This window comes from Acinetobacter sp. A47 (genome assembly GCF_000805455.1).
GTDB lineage: Bacteria > Pseudomonadota > Gammaproteobacteria > Pseudomonadales > Moraxellaceae > Acinetobacter.
Window position 1 is genome coordinate 1 of sequence record NZ_JSUS01000016.1, and the last position, 26,397, is coordinate 26,397.

22 protein-coding genes, 1 other RNA gene and 2 pseudogenes are annotated in these 26,397 nt (G+C 40.2%); 9 read left to right on the top strand and 16 right to left on the bottom strand.

What is annotated here, in order from left to right; genetic code table 11:
• From OC23_RS18995 to OC23_RS05110, 6 genes and pseudogenes are all read right to left on the bottom strand, one after another.
• The coding region (locus OC23_RS18995; RefSeq protein WP_152607799.1) for a hypothetical protein at positions 1-202 on the bottom strand (202 nt) is incomplete at its 3' end.
• A 628-nt stretch (positions 203-830) separates the two neighbouring features.
• Positions 831-2,150 carry an MFS transporter gene (locus OC23_RS05085; RefSeq protein WP_038343273.1) on the bottom strand — a complete coding sequence of 440 codons (1,320 nt, stop codon included), beginning with the start codon at positions 2,148-2,150 and terminating at the stop codon, positions 831-833.
• A 104-nt stretch (positions 2,151-2,254) separates the two neighbouring features.
• Positions 2,255-2,968, bottom strand: coding sequence for a 4'-phosphopantetheinyl transferase family protein (locus OC23_RS05090; RefSeq protein ID WP_038343275.1), 714 nt, complete (start codon positions 2,966-2,968; stop codon positions 2,255-2,257).
• Positions 2,969-3,406: 438 nt separating this feature from the next.
• A complete protein-coding gene (locus OC23_RS05100) occupies positions 3,407-3,790 on the bottom strand; it encodes a hypothetical protein (protein WP_038343281.1) in 384 nt (127 codons plus the stop codon).
• Between the two features lie 26 nt (positions 3,791-3,816).
• Positions 3,817-4,580: pseudogene (locus OC23_RS05105) on the bottom strand (hypothetical protein).
• Between the two features lie 97 nt (positions 4,581-4,677).
• A complete protein-coding gene (locus OC23_RS05110; RefSeq protein WP_038343282.1) occupies positions 4,678-5,286 on the bottom strand; it encodes a hypothetical protein in 609 nt (202 codons plus the stop codon).
• 862 nt (positions 5,287-6,148) lie between these two features.
• Here OC23_RS05110 and OC23_RS05115 point away from each other — a divergent pair.
• From OC23_RS05115 to OC23_RS19270, 4 genes are all read left to right on the top strand, one after another.
• Positions 6,149-6,514 (top strand): antitoxin Xre-like helix-turn-helix domain-containing protein, encoded by a 366-nt coding sequence (locus OC23_RS05115; protein ID WP_038343284.1) that lies wholly within the window; start codon positions 6,149-6,151, stop codon positions 6,512-6,514.
• A gap of 495 nt (positions 6,515-7,009) precedes the next feature.
• Positions 7,010-7,354, top strand: coding sequence for a hypothetical protein (locus OC23_RS05120; RefSeq protein WP_038343285.1), 345 nt, complete (start codon positions 7,010-7,012; stop codon positions 7,352-7,354).
• Positions 7,341-8,195 (top strand): hypothetical protein, encoded by an 855-nt coding sequence (locus OC23_RS05125; protein WP_038343286.1) that lies wholly within the window; start codon positions 7,341-7,343, stop codon positions 8,193-8,195. Before OC23_RS05120 ends, OC23_RS05125 begins: the two co-directional genes overlap by 14 nt.
• Positions 8,196-8,432: 237 nt before the next feature.
• A complete protein-coding gene (locus OC23_RS19270; RefSeq protein WP_171194757.1) occupies positions 8,433-8,606 on the top strand; it encodes a hypothetical protein in 174 nt (57 codons plus the stop codon).
• Between the two features lie 289 nt (positions 8,607-8,895).
• Here the strand turns inward: OC23_RS19270 and OC23_RS05130 are convergent, their stop codons facing one another.
• Together OC23_RS05130 and mobC are read right to left on the bottom strand one after the other, a co-directional pair.
• Positions 8,896-11,325 carry a hypothetical protein gene (locus OC23_RS05130; protein ID WP_038343288.1) on the bottom strand — a complete coding sequence of 810 codons (2,430 nt, stop codon included), beginning with the start codon at positions 11,323-11,325 and terminating at the stop codon, positions 8,896-8,898.
• A 38-nt stretch (positions 11,326-11,363) separates the two neighbouring features.
• A complete protein-coding gene (gene mobC / locus OC23_RS05135) occupies positions 11,364-11,933 on the bottom strand; it encodes a plasmid mobilization relaxosome protein MobC (RefSeq protein ID WP_038343290.1) in 570 nt (189 codons plus the stop codon).
• A gap of 1,110 nt (positions 11,934-13,043) precedes the next feature.
• Here mobC and OC23_RS05140 point away from each other — a divergent pair.
• A pseudogene (locus OC23_RS05140) lies at positions 13,044-14,204 on the top strand (tyrosine-type recombinase/integrase).
• Between the two features lie 65 nt (positions 14,205-14,269).
• Here OC23_RS05140 and ssrA read toward each other — a convergent pair.
• The 5 genes from ssrA to OC23_RS05165 form a co-directional block, all read right to left on the bottom strand.
• Positions 14,270-14,629: a transfer-messenger RNA gene (ssrA, locus tag OC23_RS18695) on the bottom strand.
• A gap of 161 nt (positions 14,630-14,790) precedes the next feature.
• Positions 14,791-16,785, bottom strand: coding sequence for a gamma-glutamyltransferase (gene ggt / locus OC23_RS05150; RefSeq protein ID WP_038343293.1), 1,995 nt, complete (start codon positions 16,783-16,785; stop codon positions 14,791-14,793).
• Between the two features lie 299 nt (positions 16,786-17,084).
• On the bottom strand, positions 17,085-18,611 hold the full coding sequence (locus OC23_RS05155) for a DHA2 family efflux MFS transporter permease subunit (protein WP_038343295.1): 1,527 nt from the start codon (positions 18,609-18,611) through the stop codon (positions 17,085-17,087).
• A 6-nt stretch (positions 18,612-18,617) separates the two neighbouring features.
• A complete protein-coding gene (locus OC23_RS05160; RefSeq protein WP_038343297.1) occupies positions 18,618-19,766 on the bottom strand; it encodes an HlyD family efflux transporter periplasmic adaptor subunit in 1,149 nt (382 codons plus the stop codon).
• Positions 19,767-20,187: 421 nt separating this feature from the next.
• Positions 20,188-20,685, bottom strand: coding sequence for a thioesterase family protein (locus OC23_RS05165; protein WP_038343299.1), 498 nt, complete (start codon positions 20,683-20,685; stop codon positions 20,188-20,190).
• Between the two features lie 169 nt (positions 20,686-20,854).
• On the opposite strand from OC23_RS05165, the gene hemB reads away from it, so the two are divergent.
• Positions 20,855-21,868 carry a porphobilinogen synthase gene (hemB, locus tag OC23_RS05170; RefSeq protein ID WP_038343301.1) on the top strand — a complete coding sequence of 338 codons (1,014 nt, stop codon included), beginning with the start codon at positions 20,855-20,857 and terminating at the stop codon, positions 21,866-21,868.
• A gap of 282 nt (positions 21,869-22,150) precedes the next feature.
• A complete protein-coding gene (gene thiO / locus OC23_RS05175; RefSeq protein ID WP_038343302.1) occupies positions 22,151-23,272 on the top strand; it encodes a glycine oxidase ThiO in 1,122 nt (373 codons plus the stop codon).
• On the opposite strand, the gene OC23_RS05180 is transcribed toward thiO, so the two are convergent.
• The 3 genes from OC23_RS05180 to OC23_RS05190 all read right to left on the bottom strand — a co-directional run bounded on the left by OC23_RS05180 (position 23,258) and on the right by OC23_RS05190 (position 25,435).
• Positions 23,258-24,166, bottom strand: a complete 909-nt coding sequence (locus tag OC23_RS05180) for a TIGR01777 family oxidoreductase (protein ID WP_038343303.1) — start codon at positions 24,164-24,166, stop codon at positions 23,258-23,260. The genes thiO and OC23_RS05180 overlap by 15 nt on opposite strands.
• 79 nt (positions 24,167-24,245) lie before the next feature.
• Complete coding sequence (locus tag OC23_RS05185) at positions 24,246-24,695, bottom strand: ABZJ_00895 family protein (protein ID WP_038343305.1); 450 nt, start codon at positions 24,693-24,695, stop codon at positions 24,246-24,248.
• 287 nt (positions 24,696-24,982) lie between these two features.
• Positions 24,983-25,435, bottom strand: coding sequence for a GNAT family N-acetyltransferase (locus OC23_RS05190; RefSeq protein WP_038343356.1), 453 nt, complete (start codon positions 25,433-25,435; stop codon positions 24,983-24,985).
• Positions 25,436-25,593: 158 nt separating this feature from the next.
• Here OC23_RS05190 and OC23_RS05195 point away from each other — a divergent pair, with 158 nt between their 5' ends.
• Together OC23_RS05195 and OC23_RS05200 are read left to right on the top strand one after the other, a co-directional pair.
• Positions 25,594-25,974 (top strand): VOC family protein, encoded by a 381-nt coding sequence (locus tag OC23_RS05195; protein WP_038343306.1) that lies wholly within the window; start codon positions 25,594-25,596, stop codon positions 25,972-25,974.
• Between the two features lie 31 nt (positions 25,975-26,005).
• Positions 26,006-26,392 (top strand): SMI1/KNR4 family protein, encoded by a 387-nt coding sequence (locus OC23_RS05200; protein WP_038343308.1) that lies wholly within the window; start codon positions 26,006-26,008, stop codon positions 26,390-26,392.
• Positions 26,393-26,397: the final 5 nt, after the last annotated feature.

Below are 26,397 nucleotides of genomic sequence, written 5' to 3' on the forward strand. Positions count from 1 at the left end.
GCGTAGCCTGTGTTCTTAATCTTGCATTTAAATCATCAGCCAGCTGTATACGGTGTTCTGAGGTTTCGACACCTTCAAGTCTTACATCATTGATACCAAAGGCCAGTACCGGCTCGGTAATATCACCTAACATTTCTTGAAAAAAAGCCTTTGCTTTAAATGACATATATTTTGGAGACATTTCTTCGTTATTAGAAATCATAAATTTACCGTTATTAATAAAAAATAAGAAACCATCCCTAAAAATTTAGAATGGATAAGCTATTGATTTAAATATTTTTTCCAATCCATTAAATACATTTAAGATTGGAATTTAACCAAAATAAACTTCAATACTATTAATAAATACTTTAGACCAGAATCTCTTCATACGCCTATAAAATATATTAACAATACATTTTATTTAAAAATGTAAGTATAAAAATAAAATCTAAATTAAAAATCTCCAAAAAAAAATTTAACAATAAGACTCAGATAAGGAATCTAATTAAACATTATTGCATTTTTATTAAATTTTTAAAATTCAACAAAAATGCATAACTAAATGTAATTTAAGAAATTATTAGTTTTAATAACAAAAACTCAAAAATAGAAGTTCACCATCTAAAGACACAGAATATATATACTAGAAAATTAATAAACATACAAATCAGTCTGACTATTTATTAAACCAATAAAATACAGATTAACTTTAATAACACAAATAAAAACAGCCTCATAAAAAAATCTTCTTAAATATTTTTACAAGGCCAAAATATAGTCATCAATTCATAGTAATTACAGAATAGATGAAAGTTTAACCACTCAACACAACCATATAATTAATAAAATTATTTTTCTTCTTCTATAAAGACTTTGGGATAACGATTTGAATAAAAACCATCCATTCTCTCATCAGATAAAGATAAAGCTTCTTTTAACTCATGACTCATACAGGTAAATATTGATGTAATTACCAACAATAGAGACAATAGTAGAAATACAACAAAAGGATCAAGGAAAGAATATGCATATCCAGTAAGTGCAATCCCAACTGGAGCTGCCAAACCAGAACAAAATAAAGCAGCAGCATTTACTCTATTCAAATAACTTTTAGGGGTAGCTACCGTTCGTAAAAAATTAGAATTTATTGTCGCAGTAGCAATACCAATGCCTACAAACATAAAGATCATACAAACAGGCACAAAATACCAGTAACTATATTCAGGTAGATTCTTACTTATCAATGAAATAAAGAGAATCCCAACCCCAGATACAATATAACTAAAGAATGTTGATCTAGCTCTTCCATAAAAGCTATTAAGAAAAAGATTAACCTTCGATGCTCCAATAAAAAGTCCTATAGCAAAAGATATCTCAACTACTCCTAGCAACCAAGGACTCTCACTAAAATTTTTTTGAAAATAAACTGGTAAGATAAAGCCAAAAATTGAACATAAACCAAGGTTAATAAGAAAAGAAACTTTTGCTAAAAACTTTTCTGGAGGTAGCTTATATACAACTTTTATACCGCTGTACCAACTTCCATTGGTTAATTTATCTTTATTAGCTTCATTTTCAGTAGTTCCTAATGAAACAAATCTTAAGGCTATCAATGCTATTAAAGTAATAGCTATACCTATATACATCGTACCTATAGGCTCTACATAAGAAATCAAAACTGTTCCAAATAATGGTGCTACAAAACTAGCCATTGTCAAAACCATAGCCCTCCAGCGTACAGCTTCAGCTATTTGAGACCTATCTACTAATGAAACTATTATGCTTGATTGTATTGGCTCTCGAATTCCAATACTAAAACCAATAATACATTGGCATAAAAAAAGCACTCCAAATATATAAAGTTGCATAGCTGTAAGAGCCGCAATAAAAATTGAAAATATTAAACTTACAAAATAACAAATTTCGATTAATAATTTCTTACTATATACATCACCTAACCATCCTAAAAAACACCTAGATATTACATCAGATATTAAAGCAACTGTAACAAAAAAAGAAAACACTGTGGGATCGTTTGTAATAGTTAATATCCACCAAGCCAAAGCAAACTGAATACTTCTCAACCCAACACTATACAGAAACTCTGAAAACTGTATAATGTAAAAATCTTTTCCCAAGGAAAAATTATCTATTAATCTTTTATTCATAAAGCAACCAAAACTATTTAATAAATATTTAGCAATTAAACTTATATAAAACTACACATCAAATATGTAAAAACTAAGAAATATACTTATTTATAAGATATTATTCAACATAAAGTTTTTCCTTCAATACATGTTATAACCCGGCCCTTTTCAAAAAACCAAAAACCTTTGTATCTACTTAGTAAACCATAACAATATTCAATATCCCTATTAAATTTTAAAAAAGCTTCTTTTTTTTCAAAATCAAGCTCAATAACAGTCACTTCTAAAAAGTCAATATATTTTTTTGCAAGAGGGTAAACAGCTTTGTACAAGCTTTCTTTTAGAGAAAATACAAGTGTAAAATATTCACAAAAACTTATAGTCTTATTATATTTTAGCTCCCAAAAAGATTGTTCTGATATAGTTAAAACTAGATTTTTACTTTCCTCCAAAACATTTTTATCTACAATATATTCCATATCAATGCCTAGATATTTTGATTCTGACGAAACAGCTGCTATTACATAGTCATATGTATGACTAATACATCCAACTGTTCCTTTTGGCCATTGCGGAAGTTTTGATGTTTTATGAGTAATAGACAAATGATAATCAAAATATTTTTTTAGAATTTCTTCAGCCAATAACCTTCCAGCCCAAAATTCTTTAATTCTTGACGTTAATGCATATTCTAAATACTTTGGTTTCTCAAAAGTTAAATATGCTTGATTTTTTAGAAAATTATCTATTGGAGTTTGATAACAAATTACACTTTGAACGAAATCAAGTCTTGAAGTCCCTCGTAAGGAAGAAGGCGTATATTCTATCAACGACATACTTATATAGCAGATTAGCAAATAATTTGACTAAAATAATGTATAAATACTACACTTTACTACAAAAAAATTGTTAAATTTAGGTAATTTTCATATACTTTAAGGTTAATCATTATGAAAAATCCTTACTTTTAATAATAAATATTATAGTCATAATATAGATATTTTTTATATCTAATCAAATAAAGAAAATAAAATCTACGCTCTTGATATGTAATGAACTTTTTAAAATATCTACTTCTCAGATGAGGATATCGTTTTCGGATGTCATCATTAGGATAATTTTTTACAGCTCGTTGATTCTGAAATTTCAGCTTTTGCATATTACCTCCTAGATTAAGTTACCTAGAAGGGATCCTCAGCGTAGTAATTCATATATTTTACTCCTATGATCAGCTATCGTTTTTGCCTTATCTATTCAATCTATCTAAGCTCAAGCTATTTAATAAAATAACCTAATGTATCGTCTTTTGAATCACCCCATCCTGTCCAGATTTCAGTCAGCTTTACGTAATGCTGATTAACGCTTTGGACTTTATATAGATGGCTACGTGGTGGGGAGATATTATTCGTTCGTACTTTCTCAATTAAAATAAAGGTTTTGTCATCTAACCATCTCACTCGAAGTAGTAAAGGATCTTGGCATTGTCCCATTTCGGCATACATGGCAGCATCTTTACCATTTTTAGCAAAAGACAATCCAGCACATTCAGTATCAGGTAAATCCAAGACTAAACGCTTCCCAACAAGGCTTTCTTTTGCACCTGCACAGGCTAACGTTGAAAGACTTAGACATAATCCTGTGAATATTAATTTATTCATTTGATAAGACTCTTTTTATTCAGTTGTTAAAACACATTGTCGATAAAGCCACACTTTAAGATGTGCTGTGAGGGTTTAACTGGATTGTCATAAAGACTGATAAAGGCAATCATGCTATTTGTATCAGCAGAATTACGTTTATAAGGCTGGCTGTAAATGTAAATTTGTTTAGGTGTATAGACCTTCTCATTCTGGATGACCTCACCATCAAAGACCTTTAATGTAGATATTGCTGAAAGATTTTTTGGGCTTTGCTTCTATTTTGATCATCGTGTAGAGAAGCTTTATCCCACTGCTGTTTAAAGCTTTTGAATTGTTGTCCGCTGTAGTGACTAAATTTAATCTTTAATCCCTCCTCAATCTTTTGTTTGGTTTGGAGGATTTCATCGTTTCGATAAACAGATGTATTTGCTCCTGCAACACTCACATGCTTTAAAGTCTCAATCCGTTGGATCGGGTTACTTTTATTGCTCAGTAAATAGATGGCTGTTTCGGGACAATCCTCACAAAAGTTTTCATCATCCGGATCAGTGATAACGGTAGGCTTTTGTTTGCGGTACTGATGTTGAAATTGTTGCTGTAAAGCTTTTATTGCAGATGATGATTTAATATCGCTGGCACCTAAAGCAAGCTGATTTGTAAACGATTGTTCTTTCTTGGCCCAATCCAGACAAGATAAGCCCTGCTCTAGAGTGAATGATTGTGATGTAGAAACAGGTTGAGCCGTTGCTTTACTCATCACTAGCAGCGTAATACTGGTGATGAGTAGTTGTATAAGTTGATACTTCATTTTACTTATCCTTGTGTTCCTACGGGTTATTCACGTTAATCCTGTATAAAACACTCATTTAGAACCGTTATTAAATTTCTACGGATTTAACTCTTTGTTATTGATAATGATCTGCGGATAGAAGCTGGCGGATTTCACTGGCCATTTGGGGACTACGCCAAGGAAAAAGCACTTTGAGACTGTAATTGGGTTTAAATTGATCCCGTGTGCCAATATTGACTTGAAACTCTCGTTTCATCGGTGTCCGATGTTCTTGCTGATTAACATGGGTTCCCATCATCGGATTACTGATCACCGTGGTCGTGGTTCTGAAGCGATCTTCAACCAGGTTGTAATGTCCTACAGAGGTAATATAGTCAAAAGGATATTTGACTAGGCGTTGATCTGGCTGATCAAACAGGATGATGGTTTTATCCTGACTATTAATCCAGACACCACGATTTTGATAGTTAAAAGTTTCCCCTTGGCGTTTCAGTTGCTCAGTCATTCCATCAAAATATGTATTTCCATATTGATAGAGGTAGTAAATGATCACAAACCAGAACAGGTCAAAGCTAAAGAAGATATAGGCGAAAGCACCAAAGGAAAAGATTTTGGCAACAATCAGAAAGATCACAATTGGCAAAACCACACATTTAAAAAAGAGCTTAAATTTCTGTGGACGGTTTTCGATTGGAATGATTTTGGGTTTCGTTAATTCAGTCATGGTTGTTTCCCGCGTGTTCAATGCAATTCACAATCACCAGCAGATATAAAAAGTTTTATTTTTTACAGGCGTGACTTAGCCATCCACCGTTGGATTGTTCTTTTAAAAAGTTTTTTTAATACAGGCGAATAATAAGAATTAGCCGTATAAACCTCGTTGAAAACTACAACCAGGTTGAACATGGGGTGAAGCAAAAATCAGAAAAGATAGGTACAGCATATGAAACTCCTAGATGTTCTTAGAAGTTCTACCAATTACTGCTAAATAATGGTGGCAGAACGAAAAGGGGTTAGCAGACTGATCATCTAGGAATCAGCACACCCGAAGGTGTCCCCCTTCCGTCCTACCATAGAAAAAAAGGGGGACGAGAAGATTCCCACACTCAATTTATATCTAAAGATATAAATCTCATGTGCTAGATGAATCGGTCTGCTAAAACCGACTGGCAATGTAGGCCAGCGAGCACATATTAATTTCATATCGGGCTTTAGTCAATTTTACTCACACTAAAATCTAGACAATCAAATTACTTGTAAAACTTAAGTTAAGTGTTTGATTTTTCCCATAAGGTCAAATTAAGCCAATCGATTTGCTCATTTAGGCTTGATGGATGAGGCTAAAATGGGCTGCTCTTCTTTATTAAAATGAAACAATAAAATTAAGGAATAAATCTACAGACCTCACCTTTTCGTATTGATTCTTTTTAGGTTGATTTAGTCAGGATAATCTGTACAAATAGTCAGATGATCAATATGGTGTATAGACTGCTTTTAAATTGAGTAAGTTGAAGAATCTTAACGTTCACTAAATTTAATTAAATGGGATAAAATCAAATATCTTCAAAATTCAGTGGGAAGATGTAATGAATTCTATCGCTATACAACCCGACCCCAAAACTGTTTTAGCTCAAGCCGTATTCAAGGCTGCTGATCAACTCGGTCTAAGCAAAACTCAGCTTGCCTCTGTAATCGGCTGGGAACTCAACACAATCCAGCAAATAGAAAACTCGGCTAAATTGGATCCTTCCTCTCCACAAGGTGAATCAGCGTTATTGCTGATACGTCTTTATCAAGGCTTATCTGCACAAATGAGCGATGATCCAGAATGGATTTCTAATTTTATGAATACATTCAATACAGCTTCTGGTGATATCCCGGTTCAACAAATTCAAACTAGAGAAGGCTTGGTCAAAGTTTTAAATATTGTTGAAGCCATCAAGAATCGATAGTCAATTCATCTCATTATTTTGAATAATCACCCTCGATTTTATAATTTCCTCTCTTCTACTCTCTATTGAGTAGATTGCTCAAAATCCCAAACGCATAAATATCAAGCAAAGATAGCCGTCCCTCAATACGTAGGCAATCAGTTTCTTAGCCGTCAGAAACCTAAAATATCTTCAGGTTAATCAATAAATTATTTAATGTTAAGATATGTAAAAATATTAAATTGGATCGTTGACAGGTTAAGGTATACCCAGCTAACCTTGTATTACACAGCGAAATCTGTGTTCAGGCGTGAGAACCTGATACAATCTAGGTGCAAATTAATGTCGCACTAGCGGCTATTTTTTTGTCTACTGTTTAGCAGTCGTTATGGCAGCTTGCAGGGCAACCGTAAGGTTGGCTGATCCTAGATTCAGTATTCTCACCCCTGTCTTGCTGCCACCATTACCGTGAGAAGTAATGATGGTAGGTGTTAAAACTTATCTAGGACTACTGCTATGAACTCGATTCTTCATGGTGCAAACACTTGCACATCTAAAAAACAAGCCTCTCAACTGATTGTTGAACTCGGTAAATCTATTTCAAATCCTCAGCGTCAAACGTTGGCAAATCTTTATATTGCTGTGGACACCGCAAATTCCTTGCTCAAAGAGCTTGAACAAGCACATCAAATCATTCGTGAATGTATGCATGAAATGAATGATAAACAAATTCTTGAAGTCGCAAAGCTTAACCAAAATAATAACCTCTCCTCCCTATGGACATTCCGTACGCATCAACGTCATAAGTTGATTGAGCGCGCACAGCGTGTGCTGTTTGGAGCTGGTCATGTCGAAGGCTAAGAAGAATAACAATCTCCTAATTTCGGGAGACTATCCTTTAATTGCTTCGCCTGCGCTTGCTAAAGCGTATGGCGTGGCCGCCGCCAATTTTCTCCAGAAACTGCATTATTGCTTAGAAAATAACGAGGGGAAAATCTACAACGGTAAAAAATACTGGTTTCACAGCTATGAGCAATGGCAGACGACACTTGGCGTTTATAGCGTATCAACGATTAAACGAATTGTGGCAAAGTTAAAACAAGCTGGAGTTCTTTTGATTGAAAAGTTGGCACAGAATAAATGGCTACAAACTAATTTCTATACGATTAACTATAAGAAGTTAAAACAGTTAATTATAGGGAAAAATAGGCAAAAAAGTCAGCCTAATGAGGTAGTTCCACTTACTGATCCAGCAGTAGACACACGACCTTTGGTTAAACCTACTCAAGGAGTCCAACAGGTTGTGTTAATGCATCCGACGGAACAGGTATTTCAAGCCATCAAGATTGAATCCGATGCAATTAAACCCTCATTAAAAGTGGCTAAGCAATCCCATCCCCACCCTAATTTTTTAGCTCCGGAAACTTTTCCAGTGAAAGGATTAAATCAACCACTCTCTCCCACTGCATCAAGGGAAATATTAAAAAATATGGATATGAATTACCGCTGCCTTTATCTAGCTCTAAGGCAGCAACGTGTAGATATTGATTATGATGATCAACGTATTAAACAACTGCTGAAATATCAAAAGCGTGCTCTCCAGCATATTGTATATATCAAACAGGCTTTTGCAGGACATGAGCGTTACCAATGGCATACACTTGAACAGCTACAAATGGAAAATTATTTAAGAAATAAGTGAAAGGTACTCAACAAACGAAAATCATAAGGCTTTATTACCAACTGTTAATGAGTAAAAAACCACCAGCCCAGCCAAAAGCAAGGTAGGTATGAAGTACCTTTATAAGTTTTTGTAGACCTGCCTAACTACTATGGATTCTGGTTAGAATGTACCATCTATTTTTGTCTACTCTATACTGATCATTCCCGTCTGAAACGTACTTATATGGCCAATCTAAGAAATTCTGTGGAATACATTATGATTAAACGTCTTAAAGACTTCAAAGTTGAAGGTCGAAAAGCTCGCCCAATTATCCCTGTTCTATCTATGCAGTTTGTAAATGATGAGTCCACAAAGCGCATTGCGACCTACACAACTAAACATATAATTCAAAAGCACAAAGATGAACTCAATAACCTTGCTTACAAATAAGTTTAATTATATTAACTTTATGATTTTTGCAGGCCGGTAATGAAACCTTAAATAGAAATGATATAGCGTTTAGAATTTTGACTATGATAAGCTTGTAAGTGTATTAAAGTCGCATCGTTTGGAAAATGTAATTAAACAATATAAATAGTTTATTCAAGATAGCTAACCATATGATACTGTTTTAGCTAAAAAAGCATGTATGTACTTAAGGAAAGGCTTGCGCACATCCCGTCAAATTATCGATGATAAAATAAAAAAAGAGTGCTATTTTTTTTTAAATGAAGATTGTTTAAAATTCATGATCATAGTCATTTGATTTATACCATTTAGATTCAATCCTAGGCTGAATTTGGACAGTATTTTGCTGTCCAAACATTGCCGCAATTAAGTTCATTATTAGTTTGACAATTTCTTCAATGAGTTTTGCAAATTGGAGTATTGTTGCTGTAAGTTCTGCTGAATGCTCTCGATCGAGTTGGTATTGCTGTTGCACTGTTGCTGCATGTTCTTGATCTGCATCTGCTTGTTCTCTAAGTCGACGCATATTTTGTTTAAATTGCTCATACTCTGAATACAATTCAACATCATCTCGTTTAAGTCTTTGATTTGTAGTTGCTGTTGCAATTGCAACTGTTTCAAATTCGACTCTTGCTTCTCCAGCACGTCGAAGCGCTTGATCCAAATTGTGGTTAAGTACTCTAGTCTGCTGATCTGTGTAGCGCATGACATGCTCTGTTCTTGAAGTCGCTGCTCTTTCTGATGCTGTAACTGCTGTTGTTGCTCTAACTGTTCTAATTTTTCCTGCCTCGATTGTAACTCTTTGATTATCAATCCAATATTCTGAAATAGATTGATCTCGGCTTGGCTCAAGTCTGACGGACTGCTGAAACCTAAGATTTTCAAGATCTTGTTCATGTTGTCTCTGTTGCTCTGCTCGTAATGCTCGATCACGCTGAGCCTTTTTTTCATCTTCTCGACGTTTTCTTGCAAGTCTTGCATAGTACTCAGCGATGATGGCGTCAAAGCTAAACTCATTTGTTCGAGTAAATCCAAAATCATCTGCTGTGTGTCGCTGCCGTTGTGATGTTGAATAATCGTATGTTGCTGTTCTTTCATAACTTATTTCTCCACGATGCATGGAAAGGTCAGATGAATGTTCGGCTCTGTTGGATGAATCATTTTTTTGTTCAAGTTCAGAGTATTGCAATCGATCCATTTCGGAGAGGTAATTGCTCGAAAACGATTGCCCTTGCCGTCCGTCAAGATTTCGGTCTGGTTTTTGGTTAAAATCGGCTGTGTCATATAATAGTTCGCGGGTAATATTGTTAAAATATTCAGCAGCCACATTCCAAGCGCCATGAGAATGAACATTTTTAGAATCAATTTCGGGTTGTGAGTGATCGACTGAGTTAATGCCTGATCTACTTGCTGCTGCAATTGTTTCTTCTGATCTTCTAATATTTGCGAGATTCCCTGATTGTTGTTCTGAATTTGGGCTTTGATCAAATTCTGATTGTCTTTGATCGTCTGTTGCAATAGGACTTTGCTCTGCTGAAGATGCTTTTGCATGATCTGATCGATTTCGTTGAGATGTGAAGACAGCTTCATTTGTATATTGTCGATATTCTGCTTCAGTTCTCCTAGATATGATTTCAACCCTCTGATTAAAATCTGGGTCTCGTTCTTTTGGTGTTGTAGCAGATGCATAACGTTGTCTGTTGTAATCTGCTCTTGCTTGTCGAGCTCCTTGCAAAGCCTGTTCTGCTCGATCTCGAAGTTGAGCACAAGGCGTTCGAGTGTATTTTGAAATCTGATTAACTGTTCGCTGCTCATCGTTTCCACGTTCTCGATCTGCTGTTTGAACTTGTTCAAGAGATTTGATACGCTCTCGAATTGTTCTTGAACATTTTTCGATGTTGAATTGTCTTTCATAGATTTCTCCTTGAAAATGAATAGGTTTTTTGCCGAAAGGTGGAACTAGGCTGAACTGTTTATCTCGAATTTTGACTACTTCACTTGCCAACTTGTTGGTTAACACGAACTGCATAAAGTCATCACGGTTTCTGACCAAAAATTCAGACGGAATTACTTGAGCATGCTTTTTTTCTAGTTGTTTCAACGATATTGATAAAAGCTTTAAATACAGATTTTCGATGTACTGTTTATAATTCTCTCGATCTTTTCCAATCTTTTTCAGCGCAGCATGCAAATATGTCTCATGACCTTTTTTTGTGAATCGGGCACGGTCGGGATCATTCGGATCTGACCAGCCGTATTCGAAATTCAGCTTGTCTTGCAAGGTATGAAAATGCTTTTGAAATTTTCCAGGAGGCGCAATATTCATTGCTTTTCCTGACCTGAGCTCAAGTCGTGGCACAAGTATATGAATGTGTTTTGAACTGTTTAGTTCCTGATGCAGAACAGCCGTCAAATGATATTGATCAGGTTCAAGACCGCTGAAAGCCAATGCTTCGAACTGTTTTAAGACATCTTTTATTTCAACATCGGTCGGTTGATCTTCTTCAGTAAATGCAATGACGGCAGACGTGTATTTATGCTTATAAGGAGAGCTGTCTGCAATTTTTGCAAAGAGATGTGGATCACCACAGAGCACTTCGACATGCGGACGTACAATATTCATGTGATCCTTTTCATCGAGGACATAGGCCGCTGCACGTGCTGCACTGCCCGTTCCATGCCTCAACATCTTAATCAACATGAACTACCCTCCCGTTTAAAATAAAAAAGGAAATAAAATTAAATTTCTATATGGTCATCAGAAAGATCAGCGTCTGAAACTGATTCAAGTTCACCTTCTCCAACGACTTGCATTTGTCGCAATAAATCGGTGAGATATTTTTGTTCAATATGCTGATGTCGGCGCTGAACAGTTTCATCAGAACGATGCAGTGACGGAGGACAAGGAAGTGGATAAAGTTGATAGATTTTTTTTAAATAGTCTTCGACAAGTAGATAAGTTCGAAGCAAGTCAATTGGCTTTCCGATTTTGTTGCTAATGTGAATTGCACGGGTAATCTGATTGAGATTATTGCCAATTTTTGCAAGTTGGAATGCAATGCTTTTGCTATCTTCTTCCACTCCGCGATCGGATACTTGCTTGGCAACGACATGCGATTCACGAATTGTAGATTGATCAACATTCAAAATATTTTGAATATAGTGATTAACGGAAAACCGAATAAAATCGCTAGTGGTTTTATTTAATAACTTTGCCGATTTTTTAATTATCCCTAATTCATCATCATTCAAACGTAATTCAAGCCTACTTAATCTTTTTGACTTCCTAATAACATCCGCATCAATCATAATTACACCAAAACCATCAATCTATTTTTAATCTATAATATTTTTTAAAATAAAAAAAGTGTTTTTGACAGAAATTTATAGTGATTTTAAACTAGAATAAATAGTTACTCTAAAAATTTAAAATACCCCCATTAAAAGTAGCGGTTTGGCTGCAAGCCAACCAGATCCCATTCGTACAAAACCACAACTTTTGTTGTGATTTTGTACGGACATGGGTAATCTGGCTCGACCGGTTAAAATCATATTTAATGTACTTTAGATTATTAAGTGTCATATTAAATTTTATAAAGATCAAGAGTATTATGATCATCAAATAATAACTAAAAAAACCTTACCAAAGGATAAACATCTAAAGAAAATAATTATAAAATACAATTCAAAAACATAAACTTAGCTAAAAAAATACTGAATAAATTATTTCAACAATAAAAAATCAATAAAATTAGTAAAAAATAATCCCACAGAGACAAACTATGCATTAAAATTTAATAAAAATTAATCTTAATCCAATGAAATATTATCTAAAAATAAAAACGACCTTTAAATATTAAAAACCAAGCACCCTAAAGTTTAAAACCCAAACTTCAAATTTTAAAATCAACCTCAATCATACAAAAGATTAATTACTATCATAATAAACATAAAACCAGTTTAGGAAATAAACCTATTTTCTGATCTTTTACACCAAAATTACTTTTATATAAAAAAATATGCTAGCTTTCAAAGCATAGAAACTTGTTTTACTCTTCAGATCCTAGTTACCAAAAAGGGGATTTAAAGAAAACAAGGCTTTCTTCAACTGTATTAAAAATTGAAGAGGTCAAAATGATTAAAGATCTTTATCTAATAAAATTAATTATTAGATATACAAAAACTGAAGCCAGACTTTCTAACAAGAAGGAAGGAGTAAATTAGCATGAATGAAGAACTTTTAGAGCTCCTTTCATGCTTGGGTCTAACTCCAGTGGACTGGGTAAGTGCCAGCCAGTTTTCAGTACTCACTGGTATTGATGAAGAAAAGCTGACACACCGCCGCAAACGTTGGCAAGAGGACCTTGTTTGGACCAAACAAGATGGAAATATTTATTATTCGATTAGAGGTTTTAATCAATGGCTGACTCAAAAAGCACAAAGTCGATGCCAACAGGTGTACGGATCAGAAACGGTGCAATTCAAATCTACTTCGAGCGTAGAAAGAAAGAATACAACATCACATTACCGCCCCCCCCAAATGCAGAGGGTATCACGGCAGCAGCTAAAATTAGAAACCAGCTAGTGATTAAAGCTGAATGGGGAATTTTAACCGCTAGTGATATTGAAGAAGCACGTGGCAAACTCGTTGACGATGACACAGTTATTGTTAACGAGGGCATCTTATTTCAGGAAGTCGCCCAGAAATATCTTAGATTCTGTGAAAGTAATTCGGACACAAAAAAGGGGTATTTAAATATTCTTGAATATCACTGGATGGGATACTTTGCACTTGAGCCGATCCAATCAATTACCACAGAAGATATTAAAGAAGCAATTATTGATCGAGATTTCCAAACGGCAAAAACTTTGAATAATTGCTTAATACCTTTGCGGGGTGTTTTTGATTGCGCAATGGAAAACAAATACATTTCGGAAAATCCACTAGAAAGCATCAGAAATAAAAAAGTGCAGATTGATATTCCTGATCCTTTCAGCCGGAAGGAAATGAATGCCCTACTTGATTGGCTAAAGTCGAATTTAACCGATGATGATATTTTATATTACTGGTATTACGAGCTGGCATTCTGGTCTGGTTGTCGACCTTCTGAATTAATTGCACTTAAAGAAGCAGATTTTGATTTTTTCAGTGGCATGTTCAAAGTGAATAAAAGTCGGGTACGCGGTATAGAAAAGAATGTGACAAAAACTCATACTGCACGTGAGATTTGTTTAAATCCACGATCTAAAAAAGCTGCACAGCAATTAATCAAGTACAAAAAGGATAGAGATATTTGAACTAAGTATTTGATGATTTGTCCTGAGACTGGCGAACCGTTCTTTAATGAGAAGCCACCACGTAACAGACTGGTCGCTGCAATGAAGGCTTGTGGTATTCGTCACCGCCCTGCGTACAATGCTCGACATACATATGCAACCATGATGCTCATGGATGGATTGAACCCGGTGTTTGTATCAAACCAGATGGGCCATAGCTTGCAGATGATGATGAAACGCTATGCAAAGTGGATGCACGGCGAAAAGAATAAAATCGAGATGGGAAAGCTCAAGACAGACTAATCCTGTCAAAAACCTGTCAAAGCAAACAGGCACCTAATTAGGTGCCTGTTTTTTATAAAGAATTTTGGTGGAGATGGCGGGAGTTGAACCCGCGTCCGCCAGCACTACACTCGAGAATACTACATGCTTAGATATCGTCTATTGTTTTAACACCAAGTGACCCGACGAACAGGGTACAAGATGCGATCCTCTAAGTTTGGTATAAAGCCCCGAGGCTTGACTCTATACGGACTTGTGTGCGTGCGCTTCGGTCGGGTTCACTGACCACAAGTATTCAGTGAAGCGGACAAGCGGCCCTTAGGCAGCTAGAGCGTAAGTTTCGTCGTTTGCGACTATTTAAATGCAAATTTTATTTACGAGAGAAAATGCGCTCTCGGCATGCATCTATGAGTTTCATCACCAGCGTCGAAGCCAATAACATCCCCATATCTGAACGCACATCATAACATAGATCGTTAAAATTTAAATCTTAATTTCCAACCATCGAGCAAAATATGCGCTTATTCCGTTATATGGTTACTTAACCTGCTTTTTCAAGGGTTAAATTCTAAAAAAGCGGTTACACAAACAGCTTTTCCAGTTTGGCTTATAATGTACCATTGCCCAAAACAATACCTTCACGGCGTGGATCGACCCCACCCGCATATTTGCTTTGATCATCAACTTTGACTTTCATGATGGTGGCAATACCACTGGTCTGGGCTGTATTGGAAATACCATGTCCTTTGGCTTTCAAAGCATCAATCAGTTCAATTAAAGATAACTGGCTATTAGAACTATCAATATTGGTATTGGGGCTATTGGTCGCACCAAAATTGACCAGAGAGGTGGCTTGTTGTGCATTCAGGTTCCAGTCCAGTGCCCCAACCAAAGTTTTGACCACATATTGAATAATGGTACCGCCACCCGGGGAACCGGTTGCCATATAAAATTCTCCCGGGGCTGTTCCCTTAAAGACCAAAGTAGGTGCCATGGTACTCCGTGGGCGTTTACCTCCTTCAACCCGATTCGCCAGTAATGCACCGGTTTGATCGACCGGATTAGTACTAAAATCGGTTAACTGGTTGGATAACAGAAAACCATCTACCATATGAAATGATCCCATACTCGATTCAACAGTGGAGGTCATCGACACCACATTGCCATAGCTATCGACAATGGTAAATTGAGTGGTGCCATGCTCAACCGTGCGATCAATCCCCGCATTTGAGTTAAACTGTCCTGCCTGAGCCACGCCCATGCTTTGCTCCGGATTGATCAATCCGGCACGTTGTTTCAGGTAATTTTTATCAATCAGACTGGCGATACCCTTCGCTGGTAAAGATACAAAATCAGTGTCTGCCACATATTTATCGCGGTCTGCATAGGCCAGTCGCTCAGCCTCAGTAACCAGATGCACCCCCATGGTGTCAGGAATCCCGCCTTCATTTTCTGGGTTTTTAGGCGGATATTTACTCATCTCAAAATTTTCTAAAATGCCCAGCGTTTGCGCAACCGCAATCCCGCCTGATGAAGGTGGCGGCATGGTACAGACATAATAACGGTCGCGGTAAGTGCTGCAGATGGGCGTGCGTTTTTTGACTTTATAATCCGATAAATCCTGTAGGGTCATCAAACTTGGCGTAATGGGCGTCCGGGCTGCATCATCCCCTACCGTCTGAGCTGCCTTGGCTACAATATTTTTCGCTATCGGTCCGCTGTACATGGCTTGTGCCCCCTGGGTAGCAAGTGCCTCAAGCGTTCTGGCATAGGCCTTATTGGTCATGATTTCACCGGCTTTGCGCGGTGTGCCATCCGGATAAAAATAAGTCGCGACGGCATTGGCATCCAGTGCCAGATGCTCTGCATTACCTGCAATTGCATCAGCCAGACGCCCAGGAATACGGAAACCGCGATCTGCCAGATCAATCGCCTGAGCAAAAAGCTGGTTCCATTTCAGTTTGCCATGCTCCTGCTGCGCCTGTTCCAGCAAGCGCATCACCCCAGGCACGCCAATCGAACGGCCACTACGGCGCGCACTTGGTAGCGGGGCTGGAGATTGAGGATCATCCATATCCTGTCGCAGCAGATAATATTCATTGGCTGCCGCAGGTGCGGTCTCCCGTCCATCATAAGCCGTGACCGTTTTGCTGTTCGCATCGTAGTACATCATAAAAGCACTGCCCGCGATAGTACTGGACTGAGGCTCAACCAGCCCCAATACCGCCTGTACGGCAACCGCCGCATCCACTGCACTCCCACCTGCTTTTAAAATCTCGCAACCGGCTTTTACCGCCAGTGGTGTATTGGCTACCACCATATATTTATCGGCGTATTTCACCGTCTGGTTTAACCGATAGCCCGATGCACCTTCAGGCGCTGCCGGATCACCTTCCTGATCCGACCCGACCACCACACTGGAGCCGTCCTCGGCCCGTTTGCTACAACTTTCAAGGTTCTGGTCAATAATCAGGCTGGGGTTTGAAGGGTGGCCTGTATCTGGCTGTGTGCTTGATTGATCTGAGGACGTGTCATGACCACATCCTTGTAATAAACCAATCGCCAACAGGCTGCCAAACCAAAATGAATATCGATAATTCACGTGATAACTCCACTTTATATATATGCCGATCCATGCAATTTCCATGCTGGCAACTTTGTTCTCAGGTATAAAAATTTTAGTCTTTGTTAAATATTAAATTTTTAATAGTGTTGAATGATTGTGGGCAAATCATCTTGTGCCCAGTCATTTTCCTCCCTGCTGCTGTACTGGTTTACAACAGGATTCTGGCATGCTTTAGCGGTATAGAAACAGGCAAAATCTGCCAATTCCCCGTCCCCGCATAGGTATGGCAATAAAAAAGCACCTCCTATCGAGATGCTTTTTTTTAGTTCCGCTTTTTAATGGCTCGGCATGCCACCCGTATTTGCTTTCGGTTTTGGACTTAACCAGATCAGTGCACTGGCAAACACAAATACCAGCGCCAGAATCATGAATACATGATTAGAGGAAATGGTGATCGCCTCTTTATCTACCAGATTGGCAATCACCCCCAAGGTAGCATCGGGAGTAAATCCATTTTGAATCAGGCTGTTCTGGACGTCTTGTGGATGCAGGCTATTGACCATCTCACTGCGTGCCACTTTGGCATGGTCATCCCAAATCGTGACCGCAATCGAAGCCCCGATCGCACCGGCCATGGTTCTCAGAAAATTCATTAACCCTGCAGCAGATGCCATTTCCTGTGGCAGCACGGACCCCATGGCAATATTCGATAATGGGATAAAGAAAAATGGCACCGCAAAGCCTTGCAAAATCTGTGGCCAGGCCAGCGCCATAAAATCGGCATCGGTCACCCAGAATGCTCGCATCAGGGTCACCACACCCAGCAAACCCAGACCAAAACTGGCCAATGCCCGGGGATCATATTTGGTCGACAGCTTTGCGACTATCGGCGACATGGTCAAACTGCCAAAGCCCATGGTCGCGGTCAGATAACCTGCCCATGTTGCGGTATAGCCCAGATTGATCTGCAACCACTGTGGAATCAGTACAATACTGCCAAAGAAGGAACCAAAACCAAAGGCCAGCGCCAGAACCGAAACAGCAAAGCCCCGATGCCTGAACACATAGAGATTAACGACAGGATGCTTTTCGGTCAGTTCCCAGATCATAAATATGATAAAGCCAACCACCGCCACCAGTGCAAGGATGATGATACTGGTACTGTTAAACCAGTCACGCTCATGTCCCAAATCGAGCATTAATTGCAGTGCCCCAATCCATAACACCAGCAAGCCCAGACCAATGGCATCAATGCGTAGTTTTTCAGTTTTGGTTTCTGCCACGGTCAGCAAGCGTAATGCTGCAATCGCACAGACAATCCCGACAGGTATGTTGATAAAGAAAATCCAGTGCCAGGACAGGTTATCACTAATCAGGCCACCAAGAATCGGCCCGAGAATGGGCCCAATGACCGTGGTCATGGCCCAAAGGCCCATCGCCTGTGCATGCTTTTCTGGCGGGAAAATCCGCATAAGCAGGGTTTGGCTGAGTGGCATCAACGGACCGCCACACAGACCTTGCCCGATCCGGAAAAACACCAGCATTTCCAGCGAGGTCGCCAGACCACAGAGGAATGAAAAGATGGTGAAACCAATCAAGCCGAAGATAAACACCCGGACCGTACCAAAACGTCCTGCAAGCCAGCCGGTTAAAGGCACACAAATCGCTTCGGCAACCGCATAAGAGGTAATCACCCATGTCCCTTGCGAACTGGAAACGGCGAGGTTCCCGGTAATATGGGGCACAGAGACATTGGCAATGGTGGTATCCAGCACCACCATAAAGTTTGAAAGGGCGATGACAAAAGCTGCAAGCAGCAAACGCCCGCCACTGAGTTCTGCAAAAGGAGTTTGCGTTTTCATGGCTGCTTACTTCGATGCCAGATCAATATCCGCTTGCATCGACAAGCCTACACGCAATGGATGTTGTGCAAGTTCTTGAGGGTCAAGACTGATACGTACCGGTAAACGCTGTACCACCTTGATCCAGTTCCCTGTCGCATTTTGTGCCGGAATCAAGGCAAATGCAGCCCCGGTGCCTCCCGAGAAACCTTGTACCGTACCGTGATACACCACATCATCCCCATACAGATCCGAACGCAATGTAACTTTTTGCCCTTCTCTGACTTTGGCCAGCTGGCTTTCCTTAAAATTGGCATCGACATACAGGGCCGATAACGGCACCACTGACATCATGACTGTGCCGGGTGCGACACGTTGACCAATCTGGATATTACGACGGGCGATAACCCCATCTACAGGAGCACGAATAACCGTACGTTCCAGATCCAGGGCCGCCTGTTCCACATGCGCCTTCGCCACCAATACATCAGGTGTAGAGCTTTCACTTACTCCCTGAATCAGGGCTTCATTGGCAGCCAGGTTACTTTCAGCAGCTTTACGGCTAGAGGTAGCCTGAGCCAGTCCCGCCTGAGCCAGTTCCAGACTGGCTTTTGCCGTCGACACCGCACTTTGCGCCTTGCTTAATTCTTCTTTAGAAATCGCCCCTGTTGCAGCCAGCTCGTTACGGCGTTTCAGTTCCAGTGCTGCCCGGTCATAATCGGCCTGCGCTTTGGTTACTTGCGCCTGAGCACTGCTGATTTCATCATTACGCACCACCACCTGTGAGTTCAAAGAACTGCTATTTGCCTGCGTCTGCTTATACTGACGTTGTGCTTTGGCCAGTTCAGCCTGTGCCTGTGCCAGTTGAATCTTGGCATCCCGCTCGTCTATGCGTACCAGTACATCGCCTTTTTTTACCTGCTGGGTATCTTTCACCAAGACTTCCGACACCTGCCCACTGACCATGGAAGTGATCTGTGCAGTTTCAGCGCCCACATAGGCATTATCGGTACTGACAGAATGATTAAAGAACAACGCCCAAATGCCATACACAATTGCTGCAAGAATGAGAATGAGCGCGAAAAATCCGAGAAACTTTTTACGTTTTGCTTTCATTGCATCATCTGATGCCGAACCTGAAGCGGCATCCTGTGGAGTGGCTTGAGCGTCAGTCATAGGTTATTCCTGAAAATTAAAGAGATTTTTAACTTTTGGTTTAAACAACCTACCAGTTTAATTTTGAAAACTTAACTGAATGTTAAAAACCAAAACGCAAAATCCAGACGAAAATGATGGGGCATTTTAACGATAAAAAATCATATAACGAGATTAAAAAAAATAACTGATGCGTTCAATTCTTATCAATTGATATTTTTATAGCACTGACGCTGTTCTAATGCATGTTTCACTCAGGGTCCCATGTCACTCACGCACCAGATCGAAGCCAGCATTTGAACAGCCCTGACATCATAACGGCCGAGCAAGACCGGCCACATAGGGGCTTAAAAATGGTGTACGCCCCATCACTACCGCATAAAATGAATAAAGCCACTCATGTTTTCATGAGAGGCTTTAACCGGTTATCAGGTACAGGCCATCAATAGGCATAAGACGCGATGGCCGTGGCAATCGGCTTGTCTTCATCATTGACCATGGTCATACGCATGGTACAGCCCTTACGGCCTAGACGTAGAGTTTCAGCGCGGGCAATAAAATATTTACCACGTCCCGGAGCCAGATAATCAACCCGCATATCTACCGTTGCCAGTCGGGATACTTTTTTGATGGTATCAGGCAAGTCTTCTGGTGAAGCACGGCGATAGAGCTGCTCCATGGCTGCCACGCCGCCGATACTATCCAGTATGGTTGCGGCAACGCCACCATGTAAAATCTGGAATGCCAGGTTCCCGACCAGTTCCGGCTGCATTTCGACATACGCTTCGATCTGGTCATCGACCACACGCATGACCATACCACTGTACTTAAAAAACGGACAGGCATTAAATGCCTTGCATAGCTGTTTCAACACCACCTGATGGTCGACCTTTGCGCCTAACTGCAGATTGCCCGTCCAGTTTCTCTTTACATCATTCATACATGGCCTACACTGAATGGAAAGAATAACTTTCCATTATTTTGCACAAATCTAAAAATAAGGGGCTACAATAGCAAGGTTCGTTATTGAGCGAAGTCGCCAAGCTCTCCCTCGCGTGACTTAATACCTCAATTCTTCTTTTAGTGTAATACTGAACATCGAGATTGTTATGACTTATACGTTCAATCGTCCAGCTTTCCCTGCGACTCGCATGCGCCGTATCCGTAAAAATGACCAACTTCGTGCCATGGTCAGTGAAACACATCTAACGGCAGATCACCTGATTTATCCAGTGTTTGTATTACCAGGACAACAACAGACCCAAGACATTCCAAGCATGCCGAATGTACAACGCTTGTCGGCTGATTTACTGCTAAAGAAAGCGGAAACCCTGCTTGAACTCGGTGTCTCGAAACTTGCTTTATTCCCTGTCACACCACAACAAGATAAAAGTTTAACAGCGGAAGCCGCTTGGGACGAAAATGGCCTGGTTCAAACCACCTGTCGTCTACTCAAAAAAGAATTACCAGAAATGGTGCTGATTACCGACGGTGCGCTTGACCCTTATACCACACACGGTCAAGACGGCATTATTGATGACACAGGTTATGTGTTAAATGATGAAACGGTTGAATGTCTGGTGAAACAGGCACTCAGTCATGCTGCAGCTGGGGCTGATGTGATTGCACCAAGTGACATGATGGACGGCCGTATCGGTGCGATTCGCCAAGCACTCGAGCAAAATGATTTTATCTATACCAATATCATGGCCTATTCAGCGAAATATGCTTCCAGCTTCTACGGCCCTTTCCGTGATGCAGTCGGTTCTGCCAGCAACCTGAAAGGCGGCAATAAATACAATTACCAGATGGATATTGGCAACCGTGCCGAAGCCTTACATGAAATCGCACTGGACCTGCAAGAAGGTGCAGATATGGTGATTGTCAAACCGGGCATGCCTTATCTGGATATCGTACGTGAAGTCAAAGATACTTTTGGCGTGCCGACTTTCCTGTATCAGGTCAGTGGTGAATATGCCATGCTTGCCGGTGCAATCCAGAACGGCTGGTTATCTGACAGCGTGATTCTGGAGTCATTGATGTGCTGCCGTCGTGCTGGTGCTGATGGGATCTGGACCTATTTTGCAGAAGATGCAGCACGTAAATTAAAAGAGATGAAATAGAAGTTATATTTCATCTATCTGAAAATGATAGTATCTACTCCAGAGTCTTGTTGAGCTCTCATCCTTATTTCTGGATTAGCCTTCGGCTCGACCTCTTTTCTTTCGGGAAAAGTAGGCAAAACCATTGTCATTCGCAAAACCTGTTCACTTCTTACATTTTTCTGATATTGGGGATGTATAACAGGATTTCTCTTAGCGTATATCACGCAGGTTGCGAATGACGTCTTCCGTGTAGCAAATTTCAAGATACGTTTTATCTTAGAAACCACTTAAATTAAAGTTATGCATATTGCCATCATTGGTGCGGGTATTAGCGGCTTAATGTCAGCACTGGAACTCGCTGAACAAGGCTGCTCTGTCGATATTTTTGATCAACAACAAGCAGGCCAGGCCACTTCATGGGCAGGTGGCGGTATTCTCTCCCCGATGTATCCCTGGCGCTATGCGCCCGAAGTCAATCAGCTGGCGCAATATGGCAAATCGCTCTATCAGGCGTGGAATGAAAAGCTACTCCCCGTCACCGGCGTTGATTTTCAAATCCACAATACCGGTATGCTGATCTTTGATCAGCAAGATTTTGACACCGGCTTGAATTATGCCACTCGACATCAAGAACCGATGCAGCAATGCGAGTTGCTCAATCGCTCCAGACTCGAACAGATTAACCCCCATATTTCCCGACAATTCCAGCAGGCCATCTACTTCCCGCAACTCTCCAATGTGCGTAATCCACGTTTATTGCAATCCCTGATCATTTATTTAAAACAACACAAATTGGTGCGTTTTTTTGAACATTGTCCTGTTGAAAAGTTAATGATTCAGAATAACAAAGTGCTCGGAATTGAAACCGAAGATGCTCAGAAATTTAAAGCCGATCATGTGGTTATCAGCTCTGGGGCATGGAGCCAGCACTGGGCCAAGCAACTGCAATGTCATATTCCGGTGCACCCCGTACAGGGCCAGATGCTGTTATTTAAAACTCCGGAAAACTGGCTCCCGACCATGTGCATGAATCGGGTGATGTACCTGATTCCACGACAGGACGGTCATATTGTCTGTGGTTCAAGCATGGCAGATACAGGCTTTAACACTGCGGTAGATGAACAGACCCAGCAGAATATTCTTGCTGCCTGCTTGGAGATGGTTCCTGAATTAGCACAATTCCCGATCGTAAAACGTTGGGCTGGATTGCGTCCAAGCTCACCACAAGGGATTCCCTATATTGGCCCAATGCCTGAACTGGAAAACCTTTGGGCCAATTTTGGCCATTTCCGTAACGGCTTATGTATGGGCGCTGGCTCAGCACGACTGTTACGTCAACTCATGCTAGGTCAGAAAACGCTGGTAGAGCCTCATGGCTACTCTCCTCAGCGGCTAAAACAACAGGATTTAATGTCGCCCTAAAATCTCGCCAAGTGCTTCATTAAGGTCGGGATATTGAAACTGGAAGCCCTGCTCCAGCAATGCCTTGGGAGTGACATATTGACCGTTCAAAATCAGTTGTGCCTGTTCGCCCAGCATCAGGTTAAATACGCACTTGGGCATCGCGATAAAAGGCTTACGTTTTAACACACCAGCCGCCACCTGAACAAACTGCTGTTGATTCACATGAGCAGGCGCCACCAGATTATAAACCTTTTGGCTATGGCTAGACCTGAACAGAAAAAGGATGGCGTTCAGTACATCCTGAATGTGAATCCATACCACAGGTTGCTGCCCGGAACCAATTTTCGCAACTGTATTCAAACGAACCGGTAACAGCATTTGCGGCAAAATCCCGCCTCCCTGACCAAAAACCACACCTAAACGGATAATCCTGGTATTTTGCTGCGTATACTTTAAAGCGCTTTGCTCCCACTTCTGGCACAGCTCAGACATAAAAATGGACTGGGGCGGCGTATTTTCATCACAAACAAGGTTCCATTGCCCCTGCGGGTCAATGCCGTAATAACCAATGGCAGAACCGGAAATGATACATCGCGGAAAAATTTGCTGGCGTTCAAGCCATTGATACAGCTTTTCTGTCAGCGCAACACGACTGTCTATTAGCTGCTGTTTGCGCTTAGCTGTCCAGCGCTTTGTGCCAATACTCTCACCCGCCAGATTAATCACATAATCGATCTGTCGCGTTTCGATCTGATCCAGATCATTTACCCAATGCAATGCCGGATGCGACGATCTCCGATTGGGCTGGCGGCTGAGCGCAATGACCTGATAGCCTCGCTCCATCAAAAAAGGCAGCAGATGGGAACCGATAAAGCCAGTTGCTCCGGTAATTAAAACTGTCTGTGTCTGCATTCGGCAGCCCCTTCATGATACTTGGTATCTCTGGTTCTAGTCTTAGCAGAATAAGGGCAAATTACAAGTCGACTTTCTTTTAAGAGGAAAACATCTTATGGGCCATTCTTTGTGCCTGAGGACCATAAAACCAGTAAGTAATCAGGAACAGGGGTACGGCAATCACAAACCACATTGCCAATACAGTCAGCACAAATGGTGGCTGTTTCAGATAAAGTAAAAAGTTTTGCCAGATTTCCGGATCTTTACGCGCAAAAAGAAATAACCCAAGCAATAAACCCAAGGCGTTATACCCCCAAAAGATCAGGCTAAAGCCAATGCTCAGACGTTTCTTTTCCTGAGGGGTCGGTGCCCGGCGTTGTTGCTTGAGAAATTTGAATAAAACCGCAATAATGGCAATCAAATAAGGAACTGCTGTCAGCACGCCCCCGATACTATTGGGTAAGATTGCAGCCAGCACACCGGCAATTAACGTCGAGGCCAAACAAATAATAAAAAACCAGAGATAATACAAACGCAATGAAATCATAAAGATAAACCTAATTAGACTGGCTTTAAGAAATAATTATAAATTTTTTTCACTTTTTTTTCATTTTTATGTCAACCAATCCTCAACCAGCAGCGTTATATAGGGTACAAGGTCGCAGCAACCGAATTGTACATTGCACGGCATCCGTAATGTTTTCGGTGACCTTTCATTATGACTCTCCATCTTTAACAATGGTTGTGTTAGCAGCCATAACCATTGGAAAAGATTTTGACCGACGATTTCTCATCACTCGAATCGTCGGTTTTTATTTGCCCGAAATTTATGATTTAAAAGGTATCGGCAACATACATTTTAATCAACTCACCGTCATCATCCTCAACCAGGGTCAGAAACGCCCAGCCACACTTTTCATAGAACAGACTCAGATCAGTGATCAAATATAGCTTTTTATATCCATAATTTTTCATATCGTGTCGGGCGAAGTCTAACAGCTGTCTGGCAAACTGCCGATTTCGATAAGGCTGTTCAACAAATAAGGCACATAAGTTTGGTGCCAGATCCTTGCGGTCATGAAAGTCATTATCAATCACGCCTGCACCCGCAATAATGTGCTGCCTGTCATCCAGCATCACATACCACTGCGGAATCCCCTCCTGCTGTTCAATCGAGAGCTGTATGCTGTCACGATAGGCCTCAACAGCAATCCCCCATTTCTGTGCAAACCAGTTCGCTGCCTGCTCTGACAGCTCAGGGGATTCGGCCAGCTTGATTATCTTCATCAACATTTAATCCATCTCATCTATGCCAGTTACGCAAACCAGACTTGCTGGCAGGTTGGCAACAACAACACCCGCATCGGCATTTACATAACTCTTGAACAATCTCATTACGGCAGTCTTTAGAATAAACCAAACCCCATAAGGAACAGGCAATAAAAATGAAAAATACGGTCACTTATTTTGAAATTCAGTCCTCCAACCCTCAACGCGACGTCCATTTTTATCAGGCTGTCTTTGGCTGGCATTTTGAAAAAGTGGAAGGCCTGCCAATTGAATATTACCGGATTGAAACTGAAGGCATTCACGGCGGCTTACTGCAACGTCCAGTGGCGACTCCACCCACAGGATGCGGGACCAATGCCTTTACCTGCACCATAGAAGTCGAAAACTTTGATGAAACAGCAGCTAAAATTCTTAGCCTCGGCGGCATTGTGGCAATGGATAAATTCGCAATCCCGAACCGTTGCTGGCAGGGCTATTTTCTTGATTCTGATCATAATACTTTTGGTATTTGTGAAATCGATGAAAAGGCCGTATAAATGAATGACCGATTTTTATTGAGAGATCACAATGCCTTTTCCAGTTGCAGAAGAATATATTATAGCGGCGGAAAATGAATTACAGCTTATATTTCCCCAAGCATTCAAAAACAAAATGATTGAGGAAAATGGCGGTGAATTATTCATCGCAGATGATTATTGGCAGATCTTTCCTTTTTTTGATGAGTCCACTCCAAAAAGAAAAATACGTACATGTAATCATATTGTGAGAGAAACTAAGCTCGCAAGAACATGGGATGGATTTCCAGATTCTGCAATTGCGTTTGCTCAAAATGATTGTGGCGATTATTTAATTTTTCTTCCTGAGCCTTTCAACTCCAATGTTTTATCAGAATCTGTCTATGTTTGGTTTCATGAAACTCATCAAGTCGAACAAATCACTAATCCATTATTTTAAAATAT